The following is a 23,491-nucleotide window of genomic DNA, read 5'->3' as shown; positions in this document are numbered from 1 at the left end:
CCTGCGGGGTCAGGTCAGGGAATCGACCTCGACCGTTGACCGCTGGTGTCGGTGCTGGCGTTCGATGGTCGCCAGGTAGAACGCCCAGGCGAAGGCCGAACTGGCGAACAGGATGAACCCGCAGTACAACCACGCGTGCCTGATGCCGCGACGGCGCCCGTCGACGATCGACCACACCGGGAAGAGCAGCAGGCTCATGATCGTGTAATCCTGGCTCGCCGAGCTGGCGGCCGGGTTGTCGTAGCCGAGCACGATGAATTCGGTCCAGCTGCCGGGGCCCCAGACGAAATTGTGCAGCCCACCCGGCGGCGCATACTCCGCGACGTATTGGTTGTTGAAGTAATAGCCCAGCACCACCGAGGCGATGCCCGCGACATAGTAGAACAGCTCCAGCTTGGAGACCTGCGGGCCGGAGGCGACGCGCGCGAAGATCGTCGGGTTCGTCTTGACGATGACGGCCAGGACCGCGAACCCGAGCACGAGGTGGACGACGAGCGAAACCATAGCGGGAGTCTCGCGATCGGCCAAAGTTTTGTCAATATTGACATAACTGGCCCGGGGTCGCCTCGGGTACTTTTCTGCATATGCCCCGGCCTGCTCAGACGGCGCGCAGTGAGCGCACCCGAGAAGCGTTGCGCCGCGCTGCGCTGGTGCGGTTCCTGGCCCAGGGCGTGGAGGACACCTCGGCCGAACAAATCGCCGCCGACGCCGGAGTGTCGCTGCGGACCTTCTACCGCCATTTCGCGTCCAAGCACGACCTGCTGTTCGCCGACTACGACGCGGGCCTGCACTGGTTCCGCGCCGCGCTTTCGGCCCGCTCGCCGGACGAGTCGCTGATCGATGCGGTGCACTCCGCGATCATGGCTCGGCCGTACGACGACTGGGCCGTCACGCAGACCGCGCTTCTGCGCGCCAAGGAAATCGAGCCCGGCCGGATCGTTCGGCATATGCGTCAGGTCGAAGCCGAGCTCGCCGAGGCGATCGAGGAACACCTGACTAAAGAGGATCCGCCCGCACCCGGCACCGACCAGCGCATGCACATCACCGTCACCGCCCGGTGCATCGCGGCCGCGGTGTTCGGTGCAATGGAGGTGTGGATGCTCGGCGGCGAGAACGGCGAGCGGTCGCTGCCCGAACTCGCCCGGCTGTGCCGGGCCGCGCTCGAGTCGCTGCGGCGCGGCATCGGCGATGGCGTCTGACCGCGCGGTGCTGAAGTTTTGTCAATATTGACAAAACTTTGGACCCGTGTCAGCCTCAGCCGATGGCGGACTTTGACGCTATCGTCGTGGGCGCCGGCCACAACGGGCTGACCGCGGCCACCCTGCTGCAGGAGGCCGGCTTGCGCACGCTGTGCCTCGACTCCAAGCTCTATGCCGGCGGAATGGCCTCCACCGTCGAACTATTCGACGGTTTCAAGTTCGAGATCGCCGGTTCGGTGCAGATTCCGACGGCGGCGGCCGTGAGCCGCGAACTCGGTCTCGACGCGCTGCCGACCGTCGACCTCGACGTGATGTCGGTGTCCCTTCGCGGTGTCGGCGACGAACCCCTCGTCTACTACACCGACCCGATGAAGTTGATGACCCACATCAACGAGGTGCACGGCGCAGAGACCGTCAACGGCATGGCCGGACTGATGGCGTGGTGCCAGGCGCCGACACGGGCTCTCGGGCGGTTCGACGCAGGCCGGCCGCCGAAGACACTCGACGAGATGTATGCCTGCGCGACAAACGAATTCGAACGCTCGACGATCACCGACCTGTTGTTCGGATCGGTCACCGATGTGCTCGACCGGTACCTGCCCGACCGGGAGAAGCACGGTGCGCTGCGCGGCATGCTGTCGCTGCTCGCGTGTAACACCACCTACCGGGGCCCGGCCACTCCGGGTACTGCCGCGGCGCTGGCCTACGGGTTCGCCGTTCCGGACGAGAACGCGCTACTGGTCAAGAAGGTGCGTGGTGGTATCGGGGCCCTCACCGCCCATCTTTGTGAAGTATTCACCTCGCGCGGAGGGGATCTGCGGCTGCGCTGCAAGGTAGAGGAGATATCGGTCGCCGACGGACGCGTCACCGGTGTCCGCCTGGAGAACGGTTCGACGGTGACGGCGCCGGTCGTGGTCTCGGGCGTCGCGCCCGACCTGACGCTCACCCAGCTGGTCGCCGCGAGCGCGGTGCCCGACCATGTGCGCGAGCGGTTTTCGCGAATCGACCACCGCGGCAGCTACCTGCAGATGCACTTCGCGCTCGACGGCGCCCCCGAGTTCGCCGCGCCCTACGAACTGCTCAACGACCCCGCGATGCAGTCGAACATCGGAATCTTCAGCACGCCGGAGGAACTGCAGCAGCAGTGGGAGGACTGCCGCCGGGGCATCGTGCCCGCCGACCCCGCGATCGCCCTGCAGATTCCGTCGGTCAACGATCCCGGCCTCGCGCCGGACGGCAAGCACGCCGCCTCGGCGTTCTCACTGTGGTTCCCGATAGAGAAGGGCAGACAGGGCTACGGCGAAATGAAGGCCGAGATGGGTCAGCGGGTCATCGACAAGATCACCCGGCTGGCTCCGAACTTCGAAAGCCTCATCACGCTGCACACCACGTTCACCCCCAAGCACATGGGCACCATGTTCGGCGCACCCGGCGGCGACTACTGTCACGGGCTCATTCATCCGGACCAGATGGGGATCAATCGGCCAGGACCCAAAGGGTATGTCGATCAACCGATTCCGATCGAGGGACTGTATCTGGGCAGTGCCGGGTGTCACGGCGGTCCAGGTATCACATTCGTCCCCGGCTACAACGCCGCCAAGCAGGCACTGGCCGACGCGCCCTAGCCGCCTGTCGTTTCGGAACATCGGCGACGGGGAACGCTGCCGGGTGTGGGGTTGACTGTGGCCGTGACCGGCCCGACGGGAGATATCGGCATCTCGGCGGTTGAGGCGCTGGAACACAGCACCGAAGTCGAGCAGATCATCGGCATGGCGCGTCGGCCGTTCGACCCGGCGCGCCTCGGATGGACCAAGACGCGGTACCAGCAGGGGGACATCCGTGACCGCGCGGCGGTCGACGCACTGGTCGCCGACGCCGACGTGGTGGTGCACCTCGCATTCATCATCATGGGCTCGCGCGAGGAGAGTGCGCGGGTCAACCTGGAGGGCACTCGCAACGTCTTCGAGGCGACCGTCGCCGCCGAACGGCCCCGCAGGCTGGTCTACACCTCGTCCGTGGCGGCCTACGGCTACCACGCCGACAACCCCGTTCCCCTCACCGAGGACGTTCCGCCCCGAGGCTCGCCGGAGCACTATTACTCCGAGCAGAAAGCCGCTTGCGAGGCCACACTGGCCGAGATCGTCACGGGCTCGGATCTCGAGACGTACGTGCTGCGACCGTGCATCGTCGCCGGCCCGAGAGCGCCCGCACTGGCCGAAGCGATGCCGTGGAACCAGTTACCGGGTCCGGTCAAGAAGGTCGCGCAGGCCCTGCCCCTGCTCAAGCCGCCGTTCCCGGACCCCGGCACGCCGCTCCAGTTGGTCCATCACGACGACGTCGCTGCCGCAATCGCCTTGGCGGCAACGACATCCGCGCCGCCGGGTGCCTATAACATCGCCGGTGACGGGGTGGTGTCGATGTCGGCGGTGGCCAAGCAACTGGGCGCGCGCCCCGTCCGGGTACCCAGAATCGCCGCGTCGGCGGCTTCGCAGGTCATCGCCCGACTTCCGTTCGTCCCCTCCGTACTGGAGTGGCTGCACGTCGGGCGGACGTCGGTGGTGATGGACACGGCCAAGGCGAAGTCACAGCTGGGCTGGAAGCCCGAACACTCTGCCGCCGAGACGTTGTCAGCGCTGGCTCAATCCGTCTGATTCACTGCGTCTCATCGCCGGTGTCGGCGGGCCCGCTGTCGGTCGCGCCCCCCTCGTCGGACCAGTCGCCGCTGCCACCGGCCGACCTCGCCGGATCGCTGACGACGTCGTCGTCCGCGCCCTCGGGTCCGGAATCGGATTCGGCGATGTCGGGCTTTTCTTTGCTCACCCGCTCTGACTACCCAGCCGACCTACGTTCTAGTCGCCGCGCTGGCGAAGTTGAGTCATCCAGTTCTGCGGAACCCGACCGCGCGGGCCGGGAACCGGCTGGTCCTCCGGATGACACTCGGGCGCAGCGAGTTCCGGTCCGTCGTAATACTCGTTCGCGTCGTAGTTCCAGAACCAGTCCTCGCCCGGTTCAAAACTGCGGATGATCGGATGCCCGGTGTCGCGCCAGTGCGCCGATGCGTGGCGGGCCAGGGAGTCATCACAGCAACCGATGTGGCCGCACGCCGCGCAGCGGCGCAGGTGCACCCACCAGCCGCCGTCGGCTTCGCATTCGGCGCAGCCGGTCCCGCTCGGCGCAACGGTCGGGTCCACGGCAGCTTCCATAACAGTCGAGCCTACTGGCGGTGGGCGGATGCCGTCGCCATCGTCGAATCCGGTGCATTCCAGTCCGTCGACACGAAGCGGTGACGGATCAGCCAGTCATCACCGACGGGCACGAACACGTCGCGGTACCGCCCGTAGTGGTCGAGACCGATCTCCGTGACGACCGTGAAATAGCAGGCGACCCGCGCCTGTTCGGGCGTCACCTCGGTGAAGCGGATGTTCGTCACGTTGTGACGCACGATGCGTCGCGCGCCCGACGCGTGCGCGGTCGCGTTCGGCGCGGCGACAGCGCCGCCGAGGAACGCCACGATGCCGGCGCGGCCGCGGATGGGGTCGGATCCGCGGAGCTCGAGCGCGCCGTCCTCGCAGAAGGTTTCGGCGAGTTCTGGCAGTCGCAACGCATCGCCTGACCAGTTGTAGGCCGCCAGCGTGTCCCGGATGCGCTCGCGCGCCGAAAGCTCCCAAAGCTCCATCCGGTCAACCGTAATCGGGCTAGGGTCTCGCCATGGCTACCAGCGATTCCCGCGAGGTCGTGATCGACGCGAGTCCCGAAGAGATCCTCGATGTCATCGCCGACGTCGAGTCGGCGCCGGACTGGTCGTCGCAGCACCAGGGCGCCGAGGTGCTCGAGCGGGACGCGAACGGCAGGCCGACCCGGGTCCGGCTGAAGTTGAAGACCATGGGCATCTCCGATGAGCAGACCGTGCAGTACACGTGGACCGACGACAGCGCCAGCTGGAAGCTGCTGGAGTCCAGCCAGCTCAAAACCCAGGACGCGTCCTACACGCTGACTGCCGACGGCAACAAGACGAAGGTGCGGTTCGAGATCACCGTCGACCCGTCGGTCCCCATCCCGGGCTTCGTGTTGAAGCGCGCGATGAAGGGCGGCTTGGAGGCGGCCACCGATGGCCTGCGCAAGCAGGTGCTCAAGGTCAAGAAGGGCTGACGAGTTTCGACGCGCCCGGGGTTGGCAATCACCCCGTCATGGCCGTCACCGAAACACGCGAAGTCGTCATCGAGGCGACACCCGAAGAGATCATGGACGTACTGACCGACCTCGAGTCGCTGACCGAGTGGTCGTCGGCGCATCAGAAGGTCGAGGTACTCGAGCGCGACGACAAGGGCCGCCCCAGCAAGTCTCGCCAAGTCGTCAAGATCGTCGGCGTCAGTGACGAACAGGTCCTCGACTACACGGTGCACGACGACGGTGTCAGTTGGACCTTGGTGAGCGCCAAACAGCAACGCGCACAAGATGGTCGGTACACGCTGACCCCCGACGGTGACAAGACGAAGGTCCGTTTCGAGCTGACGGTCGAGCCACTGGTACCCCTGCCCGGCTTTCTCATCAAGAAGGGCGCCAAGGGTCTGATGGACACCGCCACCGACGGGTTGCGCAAGCGGGTGCTCAAGGTCAAGAAGGGCTGAGCTAGCTTCGGCCCCGTGACGAACACGGGACCCCTGGCCGGGGTGAAGGTCATCGAACTCGGCGGCATCGGGCCGGGACCGCACGCCGCGATGATGTTGTCCGACCTCGGCGCCGACGTGGTGCGGGTGCGCAGACCGGGCGGGCTGACGATGCCGGCCGAGGACGTCGACCTGCTGCACCGCGGCAAGCGCATCGTCGACCTCGACGTCAAGAACGAACCGCAGGTTTTGCTCGAGCTGGCCGCCAAGGCCGACGTGCTGCTCGACTGCTTCCGGCCCGGCACCTGCGAACGCCTCGGCGTCGGGCCCGACGACTGCGCGGCGGTCAACCCGCGGCTGATCTTCGCCCGCATCACCGGATGGGTCAGGACGGTCCGCTGGCGAAGACAGCCGGCCACGACATCAACTACCTGTCGCAGACCGGAGCGCTGAGCGCGATCGGCTACAAAGACCGGCCGCCGGTCGCGCCGCTGAACCTGGTCGCCGACTTCGGCGGCGGGTCGATGCTGGTGCTGGCGGGCATCGTCGCCGCGCTCTACGAACGCGAACGCTCCGGACAGGGACAGGTCATCGATGCCGCGATGGTCGACGGCGTCAGCATGCTGTCTCAGATGATGTGGACGATGAAATCGACCGGCGCACTGAAGGACCAACGCGAGTCGTTCCTGCTCGACGGCGGAGCCCCGTTCTACCGGACATACGAGACCTCCGACGGCGGCTACATGGCCGTCGGGGCGATCGAGCCGCAGTTCTTTGCGCAACTGCTCCGCGGGCTCGGGCTTTCCCCCGACGAGGTGCCCAACCAGTTCGACATCGCGGCCTACCCGCAGATGCGCAGCATCTTCACCGACCGCTTTGCGAGCAGGACCCGCGACGAGTGGAGTGCGGTGTTCGCGGGCACCGACGCGTGCGTCACGCCGGTGCTGTCGTGGACCGAGGCCGCGGGCAACGAGCACCTCACCGCGCGCGGAACGCTGACGGTCGTCGACGGCGTGGAGCAGGCGGCGCCGGCCCCGCGGTTTTCCCGCACACCCGCGGGCCCCATCGGCGCCCCGCCGAAATCCACCACGCCGATAGCCGAGATCGGCTGGTAGAGCCGGGCGGCTTGGTTACATTTGCCCTATGGCCGTCCGAGCTTCAAAGGAAGCGGTCTTCGACGCCCCGCCGGAGGCCATCCTCGACGTGCTGGCCGACATCGACCACGTGCCGTCGTGGTCGGCGGTGCACAAGAGCGCCGAGGTGCTCGACCGCTATCCCGACGGCAAGCCACATCACGTCAAGGCGACGCTGAAGATCATGGGCATCACGGACAAAGAAGTACTGGAATACCACTGGGGCGACCGGTGGATGGTGTGGGATGCCGCCGAAACGTTCCAGCAGCGTGGCCAGCACGGCGAGTACAACCTGACGCCCGAGGGCGACAACAAGACGCGGGTGCGCTTCGACCTCATCATCGACCTCGCCGCTCCGATACCGGAGTTCATCGTCAAGCGGGCCAAAAAGATTGTTCTCAACGTGGCGGTGGAGAGCCTGCGCAAGCGGGTGATGAGTCATATGCGCGCCCGGTGATGGCTAGATTGCTTGTGTGACCGCCAGCAGATCCGACGAGGAGCAGCGGCTGCGCGACCTCAAGCTACTGCGCCGCGTCCGCGACCGGATGGACCGCGAATACGCCCAGCCGCTTGATGTGGAAGCGCTGGCCCGCGGGGTCAACATGTCGGCCGGACACCTGTCGCGCCAGTTCAAACTCGCCTATGGCGAGTCGCCGTACGCCTACTTGATGACGCGGCGCATCGAGCGCGCGATGGCGCTGTTGCGGCGCGGCGACATGTCGGTCACCGAGGTGTGTTTCGCCGTCGGCTGTTCGTCGCTCGGCACCTTCAGCACGCGCTTCACCGAACTGGTCGGCATGCCGCCGAGCGTCTATCGGCGCGAAGCGACGCGCGAGGCGGCGGGCATCCCGTCGTGCATCGCCAAACAGGTCACCCGACCGATCAGGAATCGAGAAGCATCGGGAGCGCAGCCGCAGTTAGCGTGACGGCCATGAATAACAGGCTGGACATCACGATCAACGCGAGCTTCCTTCCGCACACCGATCCCGAAGAGTCATTGGCGTTCTATCGCGATGCGCTCGGCTTCGAGGTGCGCAAGGACGTCGGATACGAAGACATGCGCTGGATCACGGTGGGCCCCGCGGGCAGGCCCGAGATGAACCTGGTGCTGACGCCGCCCGCTGCTGATCCCGGCGTCACCGAGGACGAACGGCGCGTCATCGCCGAGATGATGGCCAAGGGCACCTACGCCAGCATCATGCTGGCCACCCGTGACGTCGACGCCCTGTTCGAAAAGGTGGCGGCCAGCGGCGCCGACGTCATGCAGGAGCCGACGGACCAGCCGTGGGGAGCCCGCGACTGCGCCTTCCGCGACCCCGCGGGTAACACGGTCCGCATCCAGGAGCTGCCCTGAATGCCGAACACGCACGCGGCCGACAGTCATGACCTGATCCGAGTACACGGTGCCCGCGAGAACAACCTAAAAGACGTCAGCGTCGAGATCCCCAAACGTCGGCTGACGGTGTTCACCGGGGTGTCGGGGTCCGGCAAGAGCTCGCTGGTGTTCGGCACGATCGCCGCGGAGTCGCAGCGGCTGATCAACGAGACCTACAGCGCGTTCGTGCAGGGGTTCATGCCGACGCTGGACCGGCCCGAAGTCGACCGACTCGAGGGGCTGACCACGGCGATCATCGTCGACCAGGAACGGATGGGCTCCAACCCGCGCTCCACGGTCGGCACCGCGACCGACGCCAACGCCATGCTGCGCATCCTGTTCAGCCGGCTCGGCAAACCGCATATCGGTTCGCCGCAGGCTTTCTCGTTCAATGTCGCGTCGATCAGCGGAGCCGGCGCGGTCACGTTCGAAAAGGGCGGCAAGACGGTCAAAGAGCGCCGCGACTTCAACATCCTCGGCGGCATGTGCCCCCGCTGTGAGGGGATGGGTTCGGTCAGCGACTTCGATCTGTCGGCGCTGTACGACGAGAACAAGTCGCTCAACGAGGGCGCGATCACCATCCCGGGTTACAGCATGGAGGGCTGGTACGGCCGCATCTTCCGCGGCTGCGGCTACTTCGACCCGGACAAGCCGATCAAGAAGTACACCAAAAAGGAACTCGGCGACCTTCTTCACAAGGAGCCGACGAAGATCAAGGTCGAGGGCATCAACCTGACGTATTCGGGACTGATCCCCACGATCCAGAAGTCCTTCCTTTCCAAGGAAGTCGACGCGATGCAGCCCCACATTCGCGCCTTTGTCGAGCGGGCGGTGACATTCACGACCTGTCCGGAGTGCGACGGGACCCGGTTGTCGGCCCAAGCCCGGTCGTCGAAGATCAAGGGTCGCAACATCGCCGACCTGTGCGCCATGCAGATCAGCGATCTGGCCGACTGGCTTCGCGACGTGAAGGAGCCGTCGGTGGCGCCGCTGCTGGCCGGCCTCCAGCATCTCCTCGACTCCTTCACCCAGATCGGGCTGGGCTACCTGTCACTAGACCGGTCGGCGGGCACGTTGTCCGGCGGTGAAGCGCAGCGCACCAAGATGATCCGTCATCTCGGCTCGTCGCTGACCGACGTCACCTACGTGTTCGACGAGCCGACGATCGGCCTGCATCCGCATGACATCGAGCGGATGAACGAGCTGCTGCTGCAACTGCGCGACAAAGGCAACACCGTGCTGGTGGTGGAGCACAAGCCGGAGGCCATCGCGATCGCCGACCACGTCATCGACCTCGGCCCAGGCGCCGGCGCGGGCGGCGGTCAGGTGGTCTTCGAAGGCACCGTGGAGGGCCTTCGCGGCAGCGACACCGTCACGGGCCGCCATCTCGATGACCGCGCGCAGGTGAAGGATTCGGTACGCACGCCGACGGGTTCACTCGAGATCCGCGGTGCGTCGACGCACAACCTGCGATGCGTCGACGTCGACATCCCGCTCGGCGTGCTATGCGTCGTCACCGGCGTGGCGGGGTCGGGAAAGAGTTCACTGATCCACGGCTCGGTGTCCGCGCGCGACGGCGTCGTCGCGATCGACCAGGGCGCGATCCGTGGTTCGCGCCGCAGCAACCCGGCGACCTACACCGGGCTGCTCGAACCGATCCGCAAGGCATTCGCCAAGGCCAACGGCGTCAAGCCGGCGCTGTTCAGCTCGAACTCCGAAGGCGCCTGCCCCACCTGCAACGGCGCAGGCGTGATCTACACCGATCTCGGCGTCATGGCGACCGTTCAGACCACGTGCGAGGAATGCGAGGGGAAGCGTTTTCAGGCGGCGGTGCTCCAGTACTCCTTCGGCGGACGCAACATCGCCGAGGTGCTGGCGATGTCGGTCGCCGACGCCGAGTCGTTCTTCGCCGACGGCGAAGCCAAAGTGCCTGCCGCACATAAGATTTTGGATCGACTCGCCGACGTGGGCCTGGGCTATTTGAGCCTCGGACAGCCGCTCACCACCTTGTCGGGTGGCGAGCGGCAGCGACTCAAGCTGGCCGCGCAGATGGCCGACAAGGGTGACATCTACGTGCTCGACGAGCCCACGTCGGGTCTGCACCTGGCCGACGTCGAACAGCTGCTCGCGCTACTCGACCGCCTGGTCGACTCGGGCAAGTCGGTGATCGTCATCGAGCACCATCAGGCCGTGATGGCGCATGCCGACTGGATCATCGACCTCGGTCCCGGGGCGGGTCACGACGGCGGCCGGGTGGTCTTCGAGGGCACGCCGGCTGATCTCGTCGCGGACGCAACGACGCTCACCGGCGAGCACCTCGCGGCTTATACCGGGAGCAGCCGACCGAAGAACTAGAAGTAGTGCCGACGACCGCCCACAGCGCGGCCGGTTCGCCCGAGCACGGCCAGGATCAGGCCGACGACGAGCAGAATGATGCCGATGGTCCACAGAATCGACATCTTGAGAAGGAAACCGGCGATGAGCAGGATCAGGCCGAGAATGATCATCGTTGTGCGCCTTTCTGATTCGTAATGACTCGGTGCGTGCTCGATCAAGCCAACACCCCTAAGGGGGGTGCTACTACACCCCTAAGGGGGTAATCTGCTGCACGTGGGTAACCGCCCGAACGGGCCGATCACCGTGGCACTCGTCAACGACTACGACGTCGTGGTCATCGGCGTGGCCAACATGTTCGATCAGTACCGTGATCGCGTCGTGGTCGCCGAGCTCGACGCCAATGAGCCGGTTGAGGACACGGTCGACATCGTGTTGTACGACAACTTCGCCCAACCGGAGTCCGATCACGACGAGCTCGCAGTGCTCGTCGCCAATCCGCGAGCGCACCGAGTTGTGGTGTATACGTGGAACTTTCATCCGGAACTTGTCCGCAACGCTCAGCAGCAGGGAGCGCACGGCTATCTGTCCAAGACGCTGCCCGCGCGCGAACTGGTAGCCGCTCTCGAGGACGTGCATGCGGGAAAGACGGTCGTCAGCGATGCGCCGCCACGGGCGCGCAGCGCCGTGGGGCTCGACTGGCCAGGCCGCAGCGAAGGGCTCAGCGATCGGGAGTCGGAGATCCTCGCGCTGATCACGCAGGGCAACAGCAACGCCGAAGTGGCCAAGTTGACGTATCTGAGTCCGAACACGGTGAAGTCCTACATCCGCACCATCTATCGCAAGATCGGCGTCGGGAGTCGTACGCAGGCCGTGCTATGGGGGATCAAGCACGGGTTCACGCCCGATCACGACCGCATCGAGCACTGGCGAGGAGGTCCGTGACCGGGGTCCTCGACGCTCAGACCCGCAGGACACCCAGTCGGCGAATGGCCTCGTCGAGGGTCTCGTTCTTCTTGCAGAACGCGAAGCGCACCAGGTGGTTCCATGCCCCGGCGTGCTCGGCGGCGGGATCGCAGAACGCCGACATAGGAATTGCGGCTACGCCGGCCTTATGGAGCAGATCGTTGCAGAACGACGTGCTGTCGTCGTACCCCAGCGGTCGCGGGTCGGCGCACAGGAAGTAGGTGCCGAAACTGTCGTGCACCACGAAGCCGAGGTCGCTCAGCGCGTAGCTCAGTCGGTCGCGTTTGGCCTGAAGCGACTCCCTCAGGCCGACCACCCAGGCTTCCTCGTTGTCGAGCGCGTGTGCGACTGCGGGCTGCAGTGGCGCCCCGCCCACGTACGTCAGGTACTGCTTGGCCGCACGAACACCGGCGATGAGATCTGCTGGACCGCAAGCCCATCCGATCTTCCACCCGGTCACGTTGAACATCTTGGCCGCGCTCGAGATGGTGATCGTGCGTTCGGCCATCCCGGGGTAGCCGGCGAGCGGCAGGTGGCGGCGGCCAGGGAAGTCGGAGAACACCAGGTGCTCGTAGACCTCGTCGGTGATCACCAGCAGGTTTGCGTCGACGGCGAGTCGGGCCAGCGCCTCGAGTTCGGTGTCGCTGGCCACCATGCCGGTGGGGTTGTGCGGAGAGTTGACGATCATGGCCTTGGTATTCGGGGTGATGGCGCGTCGCAGGCCGTCGACGTCGATTGCGAAGCCATTGCCGTTCGGTGTCATCGCAACGGGCTTGCGAGTGCAACCGGCCATCGCGATGACAGGGGAGTAGGAGTCGTAGAACGGCTCGATCAGCAGCACATCCGAGCCGGGTTCGACGAGTCCGAGCACCGACGCGGCGATGGCCTCGGTGGCGCCGACGGTCACCAACACCTCGGTGTCCGGGTCGTACTCGATGCCGTAGTGGCGTTTGCGCTGCGCGGCGATTGCTTCGCGTAATGGGGCGATGCCCAGCCCGGGTGGGTACTGGTTGATGCCGTCGGCGATCGCGTTCTCGGCGATGTTCAGCATCGCCTGGGGGCCGTCCTCATCGGGGAACCCCTGGCCGAGGTTCACCGCGCCGATGCGCGCGGCCAGCGCCGACATCTCCGCGAAGATGGTGACCGCGTAGGGCTGCAACCGACGGACCGGAGCCGGCCGGCCGGCGACATTGAACTCCGTCATGGGTGTCGAGCGTAGGCCTGGAATGAAAGCGGGCGCCGCAGCGCTTACTGCGGCGTGGCTTTCAAATTCGATCTTGACCCGTCGTTGCTCAAGCCGGTCCGCGTCGGCGACACCGTCGCCGGCAACCGGATCTTCATGGCGCCGCTCACCCGCTCGCGCGCCAAGGCCGACGCAACGCCGTCCGACCTGGCCGCGCAGTACTACGCCCAGCGCGCAGCCGCCGGCGTCATCATCACCGAGGCCACTGCGGTCTCGGCGGCCGCCAACGGCGCTTATCTCAACACTCCCGGCATCTACACCGCCCGGCACCAGGACAAGTGGGCCGAGATCGCCGGCGCCGTGCACTCCGCGGGCGGGCACATGTTCATGCAGCTGTGGCACGTCGGCCGAATGGGCCACCCGGAGATCAGCGGGCTCGAGTCCGTCGCACCGTCGGCGATCGCGGCCGACATGACCGCCCACACGCCTTCGGGTCACCGGCCGTTGCCGGTACCGCGGGCGCTGGAAACAGACGAGATCCCCGCCATCGTCCGCGACTTCCGGGAGGCTGCCCGCCGCGCCGTCGACGCGGGCATGGACGGCGTGGAGATCCACTCCGCCAACGGCTATCTGCTGCACCAGTTCCTGTCCGACGTGACCAATCGGCGCATCGACCATTACGGCGGGTCGGCGGCGAACCGCGCCCGGCTCACCGCGGAAGTGGTCGAGGCGGTCAGCGACGAGATCGGTGCGGGCCGTGTCGGACTGCGCATCTCGCCCGGAAACACCGCTGGGGCCATGACCGAGATCGACGAGGTCAGCGCCTACGAAGCCCTCATCGAACGACTCGCCCCGCTCGACATGGCCTACCTGCACGTGGTCATCGATCCGACGGAGCCGACGTTCGGCGTCCTGCGCGCGGTGTGGCCGGGTCCCTTCGTGCTGAACACCGGGCGGGGGACCGACACCGACTTCTGCCAGTTGGAGAGCTACGCGCAGTGGGGAGCCATCAGCGCCGTGGCGGTCGGCCGGGCTTTCCTGGCCAACCCCGACCTGATCGACCGGTTGATCCTCGGCGCCGAGCTCAATGAACCCGACGTCGCGACGTTCTACGCATCCGGTCCCGCGGGTTACACCGATTACCCGACGCTGGCCGAACTCGAGGAGCCGCAGTCGGCGTGAGTCGGCGACAGGACCGCCCAACCATCTGGTTGGTTTAGGCTGTTACGCTGCCCCTCATGTCAGAAGAAGCCTTCATTTACGAGGCCATTCGTACGCCTCGCGGCAAGAACAAGAACGGCGCGCTCAACGAGGTCAAGCCCGTCAACCTGGTTGTCGGCCTGATCGACGAGTTGCGCGGCCGCTACCCCGATCTCGACGAGAACCTGATCAGCGACCTCATCCTCGGCGTCGTCTCGCCGGTGGGTGATCAGGGCGGCGACATCGCGCGCACCGCAGCGCTGGTGGCCAAGCTGCCCGAGACCACCGGTGGCTTCCAGCTCAATCGTTTCTGCGCCTCGGGCCTCGAAGCCGTCAACACCGCCGCGCAGAAGGTGCGCTCCGGCTGGGACGACCTGGTGCTGGCCGGCGGCGTGGAGTCGATGAGCCGCGTTCCGATGGGGTCCGACGGCGGCGCCTGGGCCACCGATCCCGAAACCAACTACCGCATCGGCTTCGTCCCGCAGGGCATCGGCGCCGACCTGATCGCCACCATCGAGGGGTTCTCCCGCGAGGATGTCGACCGCTATGCGCTGCGCTCGCAGGAGAAGGCGGCCGCGGCGTGGTCGGGCGGTTACTTCGCCAAGTCCGTCGTTCCGGTCAAGGACCAGAACGGCCTGGTCATCCTCGACCATGACGAGCACATGCGGCCCGACACCACCATGGAAGGCCTGGCCAAGCTCAAGACCGCGTTCGACGGCGTCGGCGCGATGGGCGGGTTCGACGACGTGGCGCTGCAGAAGTACCACTACGTCGAGAAGATCGACCACGTGCACACCGGCGGCAACAGCTCCGGCATCGTCGACGGCGCCGCGCTGGTGCTCGTGGGCTCAGAAAGCGCAGGGCAGTCACAGGGTCTGACGCCGCGCGCCCGCATCGTGGCGACCGCGACCAGCGGCGCGGATCCGGTCATCATGCTGACCGGCCCGACGCCCGCCACCCGCAAGGTGCTCGACCGCGCAGGCCTGACGGTCGACGACATCGACCTGTTCGAACTGAACGAGGCGTTCGCGTCGGTGGTCCTGAAGTTCCAGAAGGACCTGAACATTCCCGACGAGAAACTCAACGTCAACGGCGGCGCCATCGCGATGGGCCACCCGCTGGGCGCCACCGGCGCCATGATCACCGGAACCATGGTCGACGAGCTGGAGCGCCGCAACGCGCGCCGCGCGCTCATCACGCTGTGCATCGGCGGCGGCATGGGTGTCGCGACCATCATCGAGAGGGTTTAAGACCATGGCAGAGAACACCATTCAGTGGGAGAAAGACGCAGACGGCATCGTCACCCTGACGCTGGACGATCCAACCGGCTCAGCCAACGTGATGAACGAGCACTACAAGGAGTCGATGCACGACGCCGTAGAGAAGTTGGCACGCCTCGTCGCAGAGGACCCAGATTCGATCTCCGGCGTCGTGATCACCAGTGCGAAGAAGACCTTCTTCGCCGGCGGTGACTTGAAGGGCATGATGAATGTCGGCCCCGACAACGCCGCCGAGGCGTTCGACGAGGTCGAGGGCATCAAGGCGGATCTGCGCAAGCTGGAGACGCTTGGCAAGCCGGTGGTGGCCGCCATCAACGGCGCCGCGCTCGGCGGCGGCCTGGAGATCGCGCTGGCGTGTCATCACCGCATCGCGGCCGACGTGAAGGGCTCGGTGATCGGCCTGCCCGAGGTGACGCTGGGCCTGCTGCCCGGCGGCGGTGGCGTCACCCGCACCGTGCGCATGTTCGGCATCCAGAAGGCGTTCATGGAGGTGCTGAGCCAGGGCACGCGGTTCAAGCCCGCCAAGGCCAAGGAAACCGGGCTGGTCGACGAATTGGTGAGCAGCGTCGAGGAATTGGTGCCCGCTGCGAAGGCGTGGATCAAGGCCAACCCTGACAGCCACACCCAGCCGTGGGATCAGAAGGGCTACAAGATGCCCGGCGGCACCCCGAGCTCACCGGGCCTCGCGAGCATCCTGCCGTCATTCCCGGCGCTGCTGAAAAAGCAGCTCAAGGGTGCGCCGATGCCCGCGCCGCGGGCCATCCTGGACGCCGCGGTCGAGGGTGCGCAGGTCGACTTCGACACCGCCTCGCGCATCGAGAGCCGCTACTTCACCTCGTTGGTGACCGGCCAGGTCGCCAAGAACATGATCCAGGCGTTCTTCCTCGACCTGCAGCACATCAACGGCGGCGGCTCGCGGCCGGAGGGCATCGGTAAAACACCGATCACCAAGATCGGTGTGCTGGGCGCGGGCATGATGGGCGCGGGTATCGCCTACGTCTCGGCCAAGGCCGGCTTCGACGTCGTGCTCAAAGACGTCAGCCTGGAGGCCGCGCAGAAGGGCAAGGGCTACTCCGAGAAGCTCGAAGCCAAGGCGCTGGAGCGGGGCAAGACCACCCAGGAGAAGTCCGACGCGCTGCTGGCCCGCATCACCCCGACCGGTGACGCGGCTGACCTCAAGGGCGTCGACTTCGTCGTCGAGGCGGTGTTCGAGAGCCAGGAACTCAAGCACAAGGTGTTCCAGGAGATCGAGGACATCGTTGAGCCCAACGCGATCCTGGGGTCGAACACCTCGACGCTGCCGATCACCGGTCTGGCGACCGGTGTGAAGCGCCAGGACGACTTCATCGGCATCCACTTCTTCTCGCCGGTCGACAAGATGCCGCTGGTGGAGATCATCAGGGGCGAGAAGACGTCCGACGAGGCGCTGGCCCGGGTCTTCGACTACACACTGGCCATCGGCAAGACCCCGATCGTCGTCAACGACAGCCGTGGCTTCTTCACCAGCCGCGTCATCGGCACCTTCGTCAACGAGGCTCTGGCGATGCTCGGCGAGGGTGTGGAGCCGGCGAGCATCGAGCAGGCGGGTAGCCAGGCCGGCTACCCCGCGCCACCGCTGCAGCTGTCCGACGAGCTCAACCTCGAGCTCATGCAGAAGATCGCGACCGCGACCCGCAAGGGCGTCGAGGACGCCGGCGGCACCTACGAGCCGCACCCGGCCGAGGCGGTCGTCAACAAGATGATCGAGGTCGGCAGGCCGAGCCGCTTGAAGGGCGCAGGCTTCTACGAGTACGTCGACGGCAAGCGCACCGGGCTGTGGCCGGGCCTGCGGGAGACGTTCGAGTCCGGTGGCAGCGATATCCCGTTGCAGGACATGATCGATCGCATGCTGTTCGCCGAGGCGCTCGAGACGCAGAAGTGCCTGGACGAGGGCGTGCTGACGTCGACCGCCGACGCCAACATCGGCTCGATCATGGGCATCGGCTACCCGCCGTACACCGGTGGCAGCGCGCAGTTCATCGTCGGCTACGAGGGCCCCGGCGGCGTCGGCAAGGACGCCTTCGTCGCCCGCGCCAAGGAGCTGGCCGCCAAGTACGGCGAGCGTTTCACCCCGCCGGCGTCATTGAGCTAGATTTCTTCGTCGAGCAGACGCAAAACTGCCCAAAACCTGTGGGAAACAGGCAGTTTTGCGTCTGTTCGCGCTAGATTGACGACGTGCCGGAGAGCTTCACCGAGACGTTCGCGGCGGGGCTCGCGAGCTATGGCCAGCAGCCGTGCCTCGAATTCGAGGGCCGTTGGTACACCGGCGAGGAGATCACCGCGTACGGCCACGCGATCGAGCAGGCTCTGCGGAATGCCGGCGTGCCGGACCGCGCGCCCGTCGGCCTGGTGGTGCGCAACCGTCTGCCGCATGCCAGCGCCATCATCGGCTTCCTCGCCGCGGGCCGACCCGTATCGATGATCTATTCCTTCCAGTCGCCGGAAGCCATCGCCCGAGATATCGGCGCGCTGGCGCTCGCGGGCCTGGTTGCTGACCGCGAAGACTGGACCGCGCCGGTGCTCGACGCCGCGCGCACGGCCGGCAGCGCCGCGGTGGCGATCTCGACGGGCGAGCCCGTCGAGATGTTGCGTCGCGACCCCGACCGTCAGCACGCCGAGGCCGAACCCGAAGTGGCGCTGTACATTTTGACCAGCGGCACCACCGGACCACCCAAACGACAGGCGATCAAGACGCCAGTGCTCGAGCGCACGGTGTTCAGTGTGACCAGCGGCGAGAAGGCCGCGGCAGATGCGCCGCCGGAACTGGCGTACTGGCAGTTCGGCGGCATCGGGGTGTGCCAACTGATCGCCGGCGTCTACAACGGCAGGCGCATCACGATGCTCGAGCGGTTCACCGTCGAGGGTTACGTGAACGCGGTGAAGACGCACCGCATCAAACGCTCCGGCGTACAGCCCGCCGTCATCCGCATGCTGCTCGACGCCGACGTCGCCGAACGAGACCTCGCCTCGTTGGACTTTCTGATCAGCGCATCCGGACCGCTGGATCCCGAGACCCGCGACGAGTTCGAGCAGCGGTACGGCATACCGATCGTGTTGGCCTACGGTGCAACGGAATTCGCAGGCTCGCTATGCGCATGGACTCCCGACTTGCAACAGGAGTTCGGCGCCGCGAAGCGGCACAGCGTCGGCCGGGCCCTGCCCGACACCCAGCTGCGCATCGTCGACCCGGACACCGGAGCCGAACTCGGCTGCGGCGAGCAGGGTTTGCTCGAAGCGAAGGTCGCGCCGATCGGCGCCGACTGGATCCGCACCACCGATATCGCGTCCATCGACGCCGACGGGTTCGTCACCCTGCACGGAAGGGCCGACGGTGCGATCAACCGGGGAGGATTCAAGGTCCTGCCGGAAACCGTTCGACGCGTGTTGATCTCGCACCCGGCGGTGCGCGACGCGTGCGTCGTCGGGGTGCCTGACAAACGCCTCGGGCAGGTGCCGTTCGCCGCCATCGAAGTCGCGCCGGGTGCATCGGCACCGTCCGACGACGAACTCGCCGACCTCGTCCGCAGGGACCTGCCGGTCTACAACGTGCCGGTTGCCTTCACTGTGGTCGACGCGTTGCCGCGCAACCCGGCGCTCAAGGTGAGCCTGCCCGCGGTCGCGGCGCTCTACACGGCGCGCTGAAACAGGTACTGCCGCGCCGGGTTCTTCCCGTTGTGGTTCATCGCGGTCTCGTCACCCGACGACAGCAGCGTCCAGTCGCGGGCGAAGCGCTGTTTGACTTCGTCCGGCTCGATGCCCGGCACACCGAAGGAGCTGCCGGGAATGAACGCGACGATGAGCAACCGGGCCTGCGGCGCGGCCACCGCGGCGACCTCGCGCACATAGGCGTCGCGGTCTTCGGCGCTCATGCCGTGCAGGCAGCCGCTGTCGACGATCAGGTCGAAGTTCGAGCCGACGGCCTCGGTGGACAGCCGCGTAACATCGGCCCGCTCGAATTCCACCACCACCCGAGCCGTCGCGGCCTTGGCCCGCGCTCTGTCCAGCGGCTTGGCCACGAAGTCGACCCCCGTGACCGTCCAGCCGTGCTTGGCCAGGTAGATCGAGGAATCACCGGTGCCGCAGCCGAGGTCCAGCGCGGTGCCTGCGGGCAGCGCCGCAGAGCCCTCGACGAGATCGCGAAGCGCCTGTGGCAGTGGATGACCGTCCCAGGGGGCGAAGCCCACCCGGTACATCAGGGTGAACAGTCGCTGCCGTGAGGACACCGCTTAGAACCCGCCGAGGTCGGCCGACAACCAGTGCTGCGGCTTCATGAAGATGGCGACACTGTCGCCGTGCTCGCGACGGGCGAACTCGAGATATCCGTCCACTTTGTCCGGCGGCATATAGCGCTTCACCATCTCGACCAACTGTTCGTCGGTTGCGGGCTCGATGCGGCTGACCGGTCCGTCGACCGCGACGTAGCGCACTGTCGGCTCCTGGCGCTCGACCATCAATGTGAACTCGCCCTGCGTTTCGATCAGGCGATGCTTGCGTGAGCCGTTACCGGTGTGCACCCACGGCTCGCCGCCGGGCGTGTACTGGTACCAGATCGGCACCGTCAGTGGGCCGCGCTTGTCGCCTGCGTTGACCGACAACGCGGCGACGTGCGGTTCGGCGAGGAACTGTTCGCGTTCTTCCTTGGAGAGGGCCATGCAGCCAGGCTAGCTGCGGACCCCGTCAACTCAGGGCGGTCAGCAGCCGACGCGGGAGAAGAACGCGAGAGCGACGATGCCGATGGCGATGGCGACCGGGGTCTGTCCCATCGACGCGGTGCTGATGATGCCCGCCACCGCGGCGATGCCGATGACGATGAGGAGTAGACCATAGAACCACCGCACGGCGGCGTTGTGTCCACTGGTGCGTGAGGGGCGTGGTTGTGGCCCCGGCACCGCGGCACCCCGAAAACCGTCCACTGCGCCTCCTTTGTGGCGTACATCACATACTGGCAGGTCTGTGAGCCACACCATATCGCACGGCCGTCGGCTTCCGAAGGCAACTCGGTAACGAACGGGCTTAGAGTCTCCTTTCATGCGCTTCGGACTCTTTATCCCCCAAGGCTGGCGGCTCGATCTCGTCAACATCCCCACGGCCAACCACTGGCCGCTCATGCGCGATCTGGCCGCGCATGCCGACAGGGGACCGTGGGATTCGCTGTGGGTGTACGACCATTTCCACACCGTGCCGGTGCCCACCGCGGAGGCGACGCACGAGGCATGGTCGCTGATGTCGGCGTATGCCGCCACGACGTCGCGCATCAAGCTGGGCCAGATGTGCACGGCGATGAGCTATCGCAATCCGGTGTACCTGGCCAAGGTCGCCGCGACGGCGGACATCATCTCAGGCGGTCGCGTTCAGATGGGTATCGGCGGCGGCTGGTATGAGCATGAGTGGCGCGCCTACGGTTACGGGTTTCCCTCTGCAGGAGTGAGATTGGCCCGCCTTGATGAAGGTGTGCAGATCATGCGTGACGCATGGCGCGACGGCAAGGTCAGCTTCGACGGTAAGCACTATCAGGTCGACGGGGCGATCGTGGCGCCGAAGCCGTTGCAGGACGGCGGACTTCCGATGTGGATCGCGGGCGGCGGCGAGAAGGTGACACTGCGCATCGCCGCCAAATACGCCCAGTACACCAATTTCACCTCGGCGCCGGAGGGCTTCGTGCACAAGTCGCAGGTGCTGGCCGATCACTGCCGCGACGTGGGCAGCGACTATGACGCGATCGTGCGGTCGTCCAACTTCCACTGCGTGATCGGCTCGTCGGAGGCCGATGTGGAAGAGCGCATCGAGCGCATCCGTGCCATGCAGGTGGCCGTGGCCGACGAGAAAGCCGTCGACATGATGCTCGGCACGCTCACCTCACCCGACGCCGCTACCGGCACTCCGGAGCAGATCGTCGAGAAGCTGACGAAGATGCGCGACCTCGGCTGCGAGTACGCGATCATGTACTTCCCCGAGGCGGCCTACGACCGCGACAGCATCGAGCTGTTCGAACGCGAGGTCATTCCCGCCCTGAGCTAGCCGGCGGTGACGCCTGGTAGTGCACGATGCGCCACCGGCCGCCCGTTTGCGCGACGACCACGCCGACGTTCAGCGCGAGGGGCGGCCGGTCGCGGAACGCGAAGTCTGCGCGAAGGTAGCCGACCACCAATCCGGTTGTGGGTCTGCGGCTTTCCATTATCTGGTAGTTGACCGTCATTCCACGCGGCTGGGAGTCGTAGTAGTCGAAGACGCCTTGACGTCCGACGCTGTAGGGCCGCAGGCCCTGAAAGATCGCGTCCTCGGCGAACACCGCGGCCACCGTCTGCGGATCGTGGGCGTCGATGCCCGCCTTCCACTGGTCCATGACGTCGCGCACGACGTCAGTGCCCTGCACTTTGACCGCCGTCCACGTGCAGGATCTCGCCGGTGACGAACGGGGCGTTCTCCAGGAAGACAACGGCGTCGACGGCGTCATCGATGTCGCCCATGCGACCGCTGGGGTTCAGCTTCGACAGAGACTCGTACGACGACGGATCGTGCATCGGGGTGCGGATCACGCCCAGTGCCACGGCGTTGACCCGGATCCCGGTCGATGCGTATTCGACGGCGAGTGCCTTGGTTGCGGCGTTGAGCCCACCCTTGCTCAACGACGCCAGTGCCGAGGGCACCTGCGAATTGGCTTGGTCCACAAGGCTGGTGGAGATGTTGACGATGTGGCCGCCACCGGGCCGGGTCGCCATCGCGGCCACCGCCGCCCGCGACACCTCGAAGAAGCCACGCAGATTCACCCCGGTGACCGCGTCGTAGTCGTCGTCGGTGTAATCGGTGAACGGTTTGGCAACAAAGATCCCGGCGTTGTTGACCACCGTGTCGACCCGGCCGAACCGCGCAAGTGCCGCGTCGATGATGCACGCGCCGACCCCCGGCTGCGCGATGTCGCCTGCGACGGCAAGGACCATGGGATCCTCGCTGTCGCCGATGGAGCGGGAGTTCGCGACCACCGCGTAACCGAGCTTGCGATAGGCCGAAACCAGCCCTGCCCCGATGCCCTGCGAAGCGCCGGTGATGACCGCGACCCGTTGTGGACAGTCATGTCGAATCCTTTCTTGTGCGGATACGTACCGGAACAAAGGGTCGACGAGCAGAACTCCGCGTGGCCACGACCGGTTTGCTCCCTGTTGGGAGGCTGCGCCTCCTACTGCGTTGGGTGCATTAGGCTCGGTCCGTGGAGCTGCGCCAGCTGCGCTACTTCGTAACCGTGGCCGAGGAGCTGAACTTCGGCCGCGCCGCCGACCGGTTACGCATCGCCGGGCCGTCGCTGTCGCAGCAGATCAAAGCGCTCGAACGGGATCTCAAGGTGCGGCTGTTCGACCGCGACCGGCGATCGGTGGCTCTCACTCCCACCGGTGCGTCGCTGCTACCGCATGCCCGTGCTTTGGTGGAGCAGGCCGATGATCTCCGAAGGCGGGCCCGCGAACTGCCGACCACCGAACCGGTTCGGATCGGCTGCGTCAACTGGTGTCCCGTCGACTGGGCCGAACGGGCGGCCGGAGTCGCGCAGCTGCGGATCGACACCTGGGTGATGCCGTCGCACACCCAGGCCGCGCGGGTGTCCGAGGGAATCCTCGACCTCGCCATCTGTTGGGTGGACAACAGCGATCTGGAGTCGCTGTCGCTGCAGGCGCGCCTGGTCGGGGTGGACCGGCTCTACGCTCTGTGCGCCGGGCCGGATACGTCTCCGGTGGAGGCGAAGGACACCGTCGTGCTGGTTGATGCAGACACCGCGACGTGGTCGTCATGGAATCGGTTCGGCGAGCAGTTCGGTGCCGACACCGGTGCGCGTGTGGCGCATACCGATGACGGGGGTGTCACGGGCCCAACGTTTTTCGAGCATGTTCGAGGGCTCGGCCGACCGGTTCTGAACAACCCGAAGGGGCAGAACGAGCAGCAGCCCCCAGACCTCGTGCGGCGACCGATCATTCACCCGGCGCCGTTGTGGACATGGTCACTGGTGTGGCGTCGCGACGAGGCCAACGCAGCCGTGCTGGCCGTCGTCGACGCGTTCACGCGCGATGGCGCAGACCTCGGCATCGAGGACGACGATGTCTGGCTACCCGCCGGCGACCCTCATCGTGGGGTCGGCTGAGGGATCCGAAGCGGCGCGGCGGCCATCGCCGACATGCACCATTCGGTGGT

27 protein-coding genes and 1 pseudogene are annotated in these 23,491 nt (G+C 66.4%); 17 read left to right on the top strand and 11 right to left on the bottom strand.

Features of this window, described 5'->3' with window-relative positions; genetic code table 11:
* Positions 1-9: 9 nt before the first annotated feature.
* Positions 10-504, bottom strand: a complete 495-nt coding sequence (locus N4S67_RS04190) for a DUF2834 domain-containing protein (protein ID WP_260991649.1) — start codon at positions 502-504, stop codon at positions 10-12.
* A gap of 80 nt (positions 505-584) precedes the next feature.
* Between N4S67_RS04190 and N4S67_RS04185 the strand changes: the two genes are divergently transcribed.
* The 3 genes from N4S67_RS04185 (at position 585) to N4S67_RS04175 (ending at position 3,850) form a co-directional block, all read left to right on the top strand.
* Entirely contained in the window at positions 585-1,199 is a 615-nt protein-coding gene (locus N4S67_RS04185) for a TetR/AcrR family transcriptional regulator (RefSeq protein WP_260991648.1), read from the top strand.
* A 62-nt stretch (positions 1,200-1,261) separates the two neighbouring features.
* Complete coding sequence (locus N4S67_RS04180) at positions 1,262-2,824, top strand: phytoene desaturase family protein (protein ID WP_260991647.1); 1,563 nt, start codon at positions 1,262-1,264, stop codon at positions 2,822-2,824.
* A gap of 45 nt (positions 2,825-2,869) precedes the next feature.
* Positions 2,870-3,850, top strand: a complete 981-nt coding sequence (locus tag N4S67_RS04175; protein ID WP_260991646.1) for an NAD-dependent epimerase/dehydratase family protein — start codon at positions 2,870-2,872, stop codon at positions 3,848-3,850.
* Between the two features lies 1 nt (position 3,851).
* Here N4S67_RS04175 and N4S67_RS04170 read toward each other — a convergent pair whose 3' ends face one another.
* Genes N4S67_RS04170 through N4S67_RS04160 form a run of 3 tightly spaced genes read right to left on the bottom strand, consistent with a single transcriptional unit; the run spans position 3,852 to position 4,875 of the window.
* On the bottom strand, positions 3,852-4,019 hold the full coding sequence (locus N4S67_RS04170; RefSeq protein ID WP_260991645.1) for a hypothetical protein: 168 nt from the start codon (positions 4,017-4,019) through the stop codon (positions 3,852-3,854).
* Positions 4,020-4,048: 29 nt separating this feature from the next.
* Complete coding sequence (locus N4S67_RS04165) at positions 4,049-4,402, bottom strand: UBP-type zinc finger domain-containing protein (protein WP_260991644.1); 354 nt, start codon at positions 4,400-4,402, stop codon at positions 4,049-4,051.
* A gap of 11 nt (positions 4,403-4,413) precedes the next feature.
* On the bottom strand, positions 4,414-4,875 hold the full coding sequence (locus tag N4S67_RS04160; RefSeq protein WP_260991643.1) for a nuclear transport factor 2 family protein: 462 nt from the start codon (positions 4,873-4,875) through the stop codon (positions 4,414-4,416).
* Positions 4,876-4,907: 32 nt separating this feature from the next.
* Between N4S67_RS04160 and N4S67_RS04155 the strand changes: the two genes are divergently transcribed.
* From N4S67_RS04155 to N4S67_RS04125, 7 genes and pseudogenes are all read left to right on the top strand, one after another.
* A complete protein-coding gene (locus N4S67_RS04155; RefSeq protein ID WP_260991642.1) occupies positions 4,908-5,348 on the top strand; it encodes an SRPBCC family protein in 441 nt (146 codons plus the stop codon).
* A gap of 38 nt (positions 5,349-5,386) precedes the next feature.
* The gene (locus N4S67_RS04150; protein ID WP_260991641.1) at positions 5,387-5,827 is read left to right on the top strand and encodes an SRPBCC family protein; all 441 of its coding nucleotides are present in this window, start codon (positions 5,387-5,389) and stop codon (positions 5,825-5,827) included.
* 90 nt (positions 5,828-5,917) lie between these two features.
* Positions 5,918-6,921: pseudogene (locus N4S67_RS04145) on the top strand (CaiB/BaiF CoA transferase family protein).
* Between the two features lie 28 nt (positions 6,922-6,949).
* A complete protein-coding gene (locus N4S67_RS04140; protein WP_260991640.1) occupies positions 6,950-7,396 on the top strand; it encodes an SRPBCC family protein in 447 nt (148 codons plus the stop codon).
* Positions 7,397-7,412: 16 nt separating this feature from the next.
* Positions 7,413-7,865, top strand: coding sequence for a helix-turn-helix transcriptional regulator (locus N4S67_RS04135; protein WP_260991639.1), 453 nt, complete (start codon positions 7,413-7,415; stop codon positions 7,863-7,865).
* A gap of 17 nt (positions 7,866-7,882) precedes the next feature.
* Positions 7,883-8,293 (top strand): VOC family protein, encoded by a 411-nt coding sequence (locus N4S67_RS04130; RefSeq protein ID WP_260992052.1) that lies wholly within the window; start codon positions 7,883-7,885, stop codon positions 8,291-8,293.
* The gene (locus N4S67_RS04125; RefSeq protein WP_260991638.1) at positions 8,294-10,669 is read left to right on the top strand and encodes an excinuclease ABC subunit UvrA; all 2,376 of its coding nucleotides are present in this window, start codon (positions 8,294-8,296) and stop codon (positions 10,667-10,669) included. It begins immediately after the preceding gene.
* Here the strand turns inward: N4S67_RS04125 and N4S67_RS04120 are convergent.
* On the bottom strand, positions 10,666-10,821 hold the full coding sequence (locus tag N4S67_RS04120; RefSeq protein WP_260991637.1) for a DUF6131 family protein: 156 nt from the start codon (positions 10,819-10,821) through the stop codon (positions 10,666-10,668). The two genes, N4S67_RS04125 and N4S67_RS04120, sit on opposite strands and share 4 nt — an antisense overlap.
* Before the next feature lie 103 nt (positions 10,822-10,924).
* Here N4S67_RS04120 and N4S67_RS04115 point away from each other — a divergent pair, with 103 nt between their 5' ends.
* A complete protein-coding gene (locus tag N4S67_RS04115) occupies positions 10,925-11,593 on the top strand; it encodes a response regulator transcription factor (RefSeq protein ID WP_260991636.1) in 669 nt (222 codons plus the stop codon).
* A 16-nt stretch (positions 11,594-11,609) separates the two neighbouring features.
* Here N4S67_RS04115 and N4S67_RS04110 read toward each other — a convergent pair whose 3' ends face one another.
* Entirely contained in the window at positions 11,610-12,818 is a 1,209-nt protein-coding gene (locus tag N4S67_RS04110) for a pyridoxal phosphate-dependent aminotransferase (protein WP_260991635.1), read from the bottom strand.
* Positions 12,819-12,872: 54 nt separating this feature from the next.
* Here N4S67_RS04110 and N4S67_RS04105 point away from each other — a divergent pair, with 54 nt between their 5' ends.
* From N4S67_RS04105 to N4S67_RS04090, 4 genes are all read left to right on the top strand, one after another.
* Positions 12,873-13,979: an alkene reductase gene (locus N4S67_RS04105; protein ID WP_260991634.1), complete on the top strand. Its 1,107-nt coding sequence runs from the start codon at positions 12,873-12,875 to the stop codon at positions 13,977-13,979.
* Between the two features lie 56 nt (positions 13,980-14,035).
* Positions 14,036-15,247, top strand: a complete 1,212-nt coding sequence (locus tag N4S67_RS04100; protein ID WP_260991633.1) for an acetyl-CoA C-acetyltransferase — start codon at positions 14,036-14,038, stop codon at positions 15,245-15,247.
* A 4-nt stretch (positions 15,248-15,251) separates the two neighbouring features.
* The gene (locus tag N4S67_RS04095; RefSeq protein ID WP_260991632.1) at positions 15,252-17,408 is read left to right on the top strand and encodes a 3-hydroxyacyl-CoA dehydrogenase NAD-binding domain-containing protein; all 2,157 of its coding nucleotides are present in this window, start codon (positions 15,252-15,254) and stop codon (positions 17,406-17,408) included.
* A gap of 83 nt (positions 17,409-17,491) precedes the next feature.
* Positions 17,492-18,958, top strand: a complete 1,467-nt coding sequence (locus tag N4S67_RS04090; protein WP_260991631.1) for a class I adenylate-forming enzyme family protein — start codon at positions 17,492-17,494, stop codon at positions 18,956-18,958.
* Here N4S67_RS04090 and N4S67_RS04085 read toward each other — a convergent pair.
* The 3 genes from N4S67_RS04085 to N4S67_RS04075 are packed head-to-tail and all read right to left on the bottom strand — an operon-like array spanning position 18,943 to position 20,229.
* Positions 18,943-19,539, bottom strand: coding sequence for a class I SAM-dependent methyltransferase (locus N4S67_RS04085; RefSeq protein WP_260991630.1), 597 nt, complete (start codon positions 19,537-19,539; stop codon positions 18,943-18,945). The two genes, N4S67_RS04090 and N4S67_RS04085, sit on opposite strands and share 16 nt — an antisense overlap.
* A 3-nt stretch (positions 19,540-19,542) precedes the next feature.
* Positions 19,543-19,968, bottom strand: coding sequence for a pyridoxamine 5'-phosphate oxidase family protein (locus N4S67_RS04080; protein WP_260991629.1), 426 nt, complete (start codon positions 19,966-19,968; stop codon positions 19,543-19,545).
* Between the two features lie 39 nt (positions 19,969-20,007).
* Positions 20,008-20,229 (bottom strand): hypothetical protein, encoded by a 222-nt coding sequence (locus tag N4S67_RS04075; protein WP_260991628.1) that lies wholly within the window; start codon positions 20,227-20,229, stop codon positions 20,008-20,010.
* Between the two features lie 115 nt (positions 20,230-20,344).
* Here N4S67_RS04075 and N4S67_RS04070 point away from each other — a divergent pair, with 115 nt between their 5' ends.
* Complete coding sequence (locus tag N4S67_RS04070; protein WP_260991627.1) at positions 20,345-21,334, top strand: LLM class F420-dependent oxidoreductase; 990 nt, start codon at positions 20,345-20,347, stop codon at positions 21,332-21,334.
* Here the strand turns inward: N4S67_RS04070 and N4S67_RS04065 are convergent.
* Together N4S67_RS04065 and N4S67_RS04060 are read right to left on the bottom strand one after the other, a co-directional pair.
* Positions 21,315-21,689 carry an SgcJ/EcaC family oxidoreductase gene (locus tag N4S67_RS04065; RefSeq protein WP_260991626.1) on the bottom strand — a complete coding sequence of 125 codons (375 nt, stop codon included), beginning with the start codon at positions 21,687-21,689 and terminating at the stop codon, positions 21,315-21,317. The two genes, N4S67_RS04070 and N4S67_RS04065, sit on opposite strands and share 20 nt — an antisense overlap.
* Positions 21,676-22,395, bottom strand: a complete 720-nt coding sequence (locus N4S67_RS04060; protein WP_260992051.1) for an SDR family NAD(P)-dependent oxidoreductase — start codon at positions 22,393-22,395, stop codon at positions 21,676-21,678. Before N4S67_RS04060 ends, N4S67_RS04065 begins: the two co-directional genes overlap by 14 nt.
* A 125-nt stretch (positions 22,396-22,520) precedes the next feature.
* Here N4S67_RS04060 and N4S67_RS04055 point away from each other — a divergent pair, with 125 nt between their 5' ends.
* Positions 22,521-23,441, top strand: a complete 921-nt coding sequence (locus N4S67_RS04055; RefSeq protein WP_260991625.1) for a LysR family transcriptional regulator — start codon at positions 22,521-22,523, stop codon at positions 23,439-23,441.
* The last annotated feature ends 50 nt before the right edge of the window (positions 23,442-23,491 follow it).

Origin of the sequence: Mycobacterium deserti (assembly GCF_025345615.1) — a bacterium.
In the GTDB taxonomy this organism is placed as follows: domain Bacteria; phylum Actinomycetota; class Actinomycetes; order Mycobacteriales; family Mycobacteriaceae; genus Mycobacterium; species Mycobacterium deserti.
This window is presented reverse-complemented; position numbering and strand designations above follow the sequence as displayed.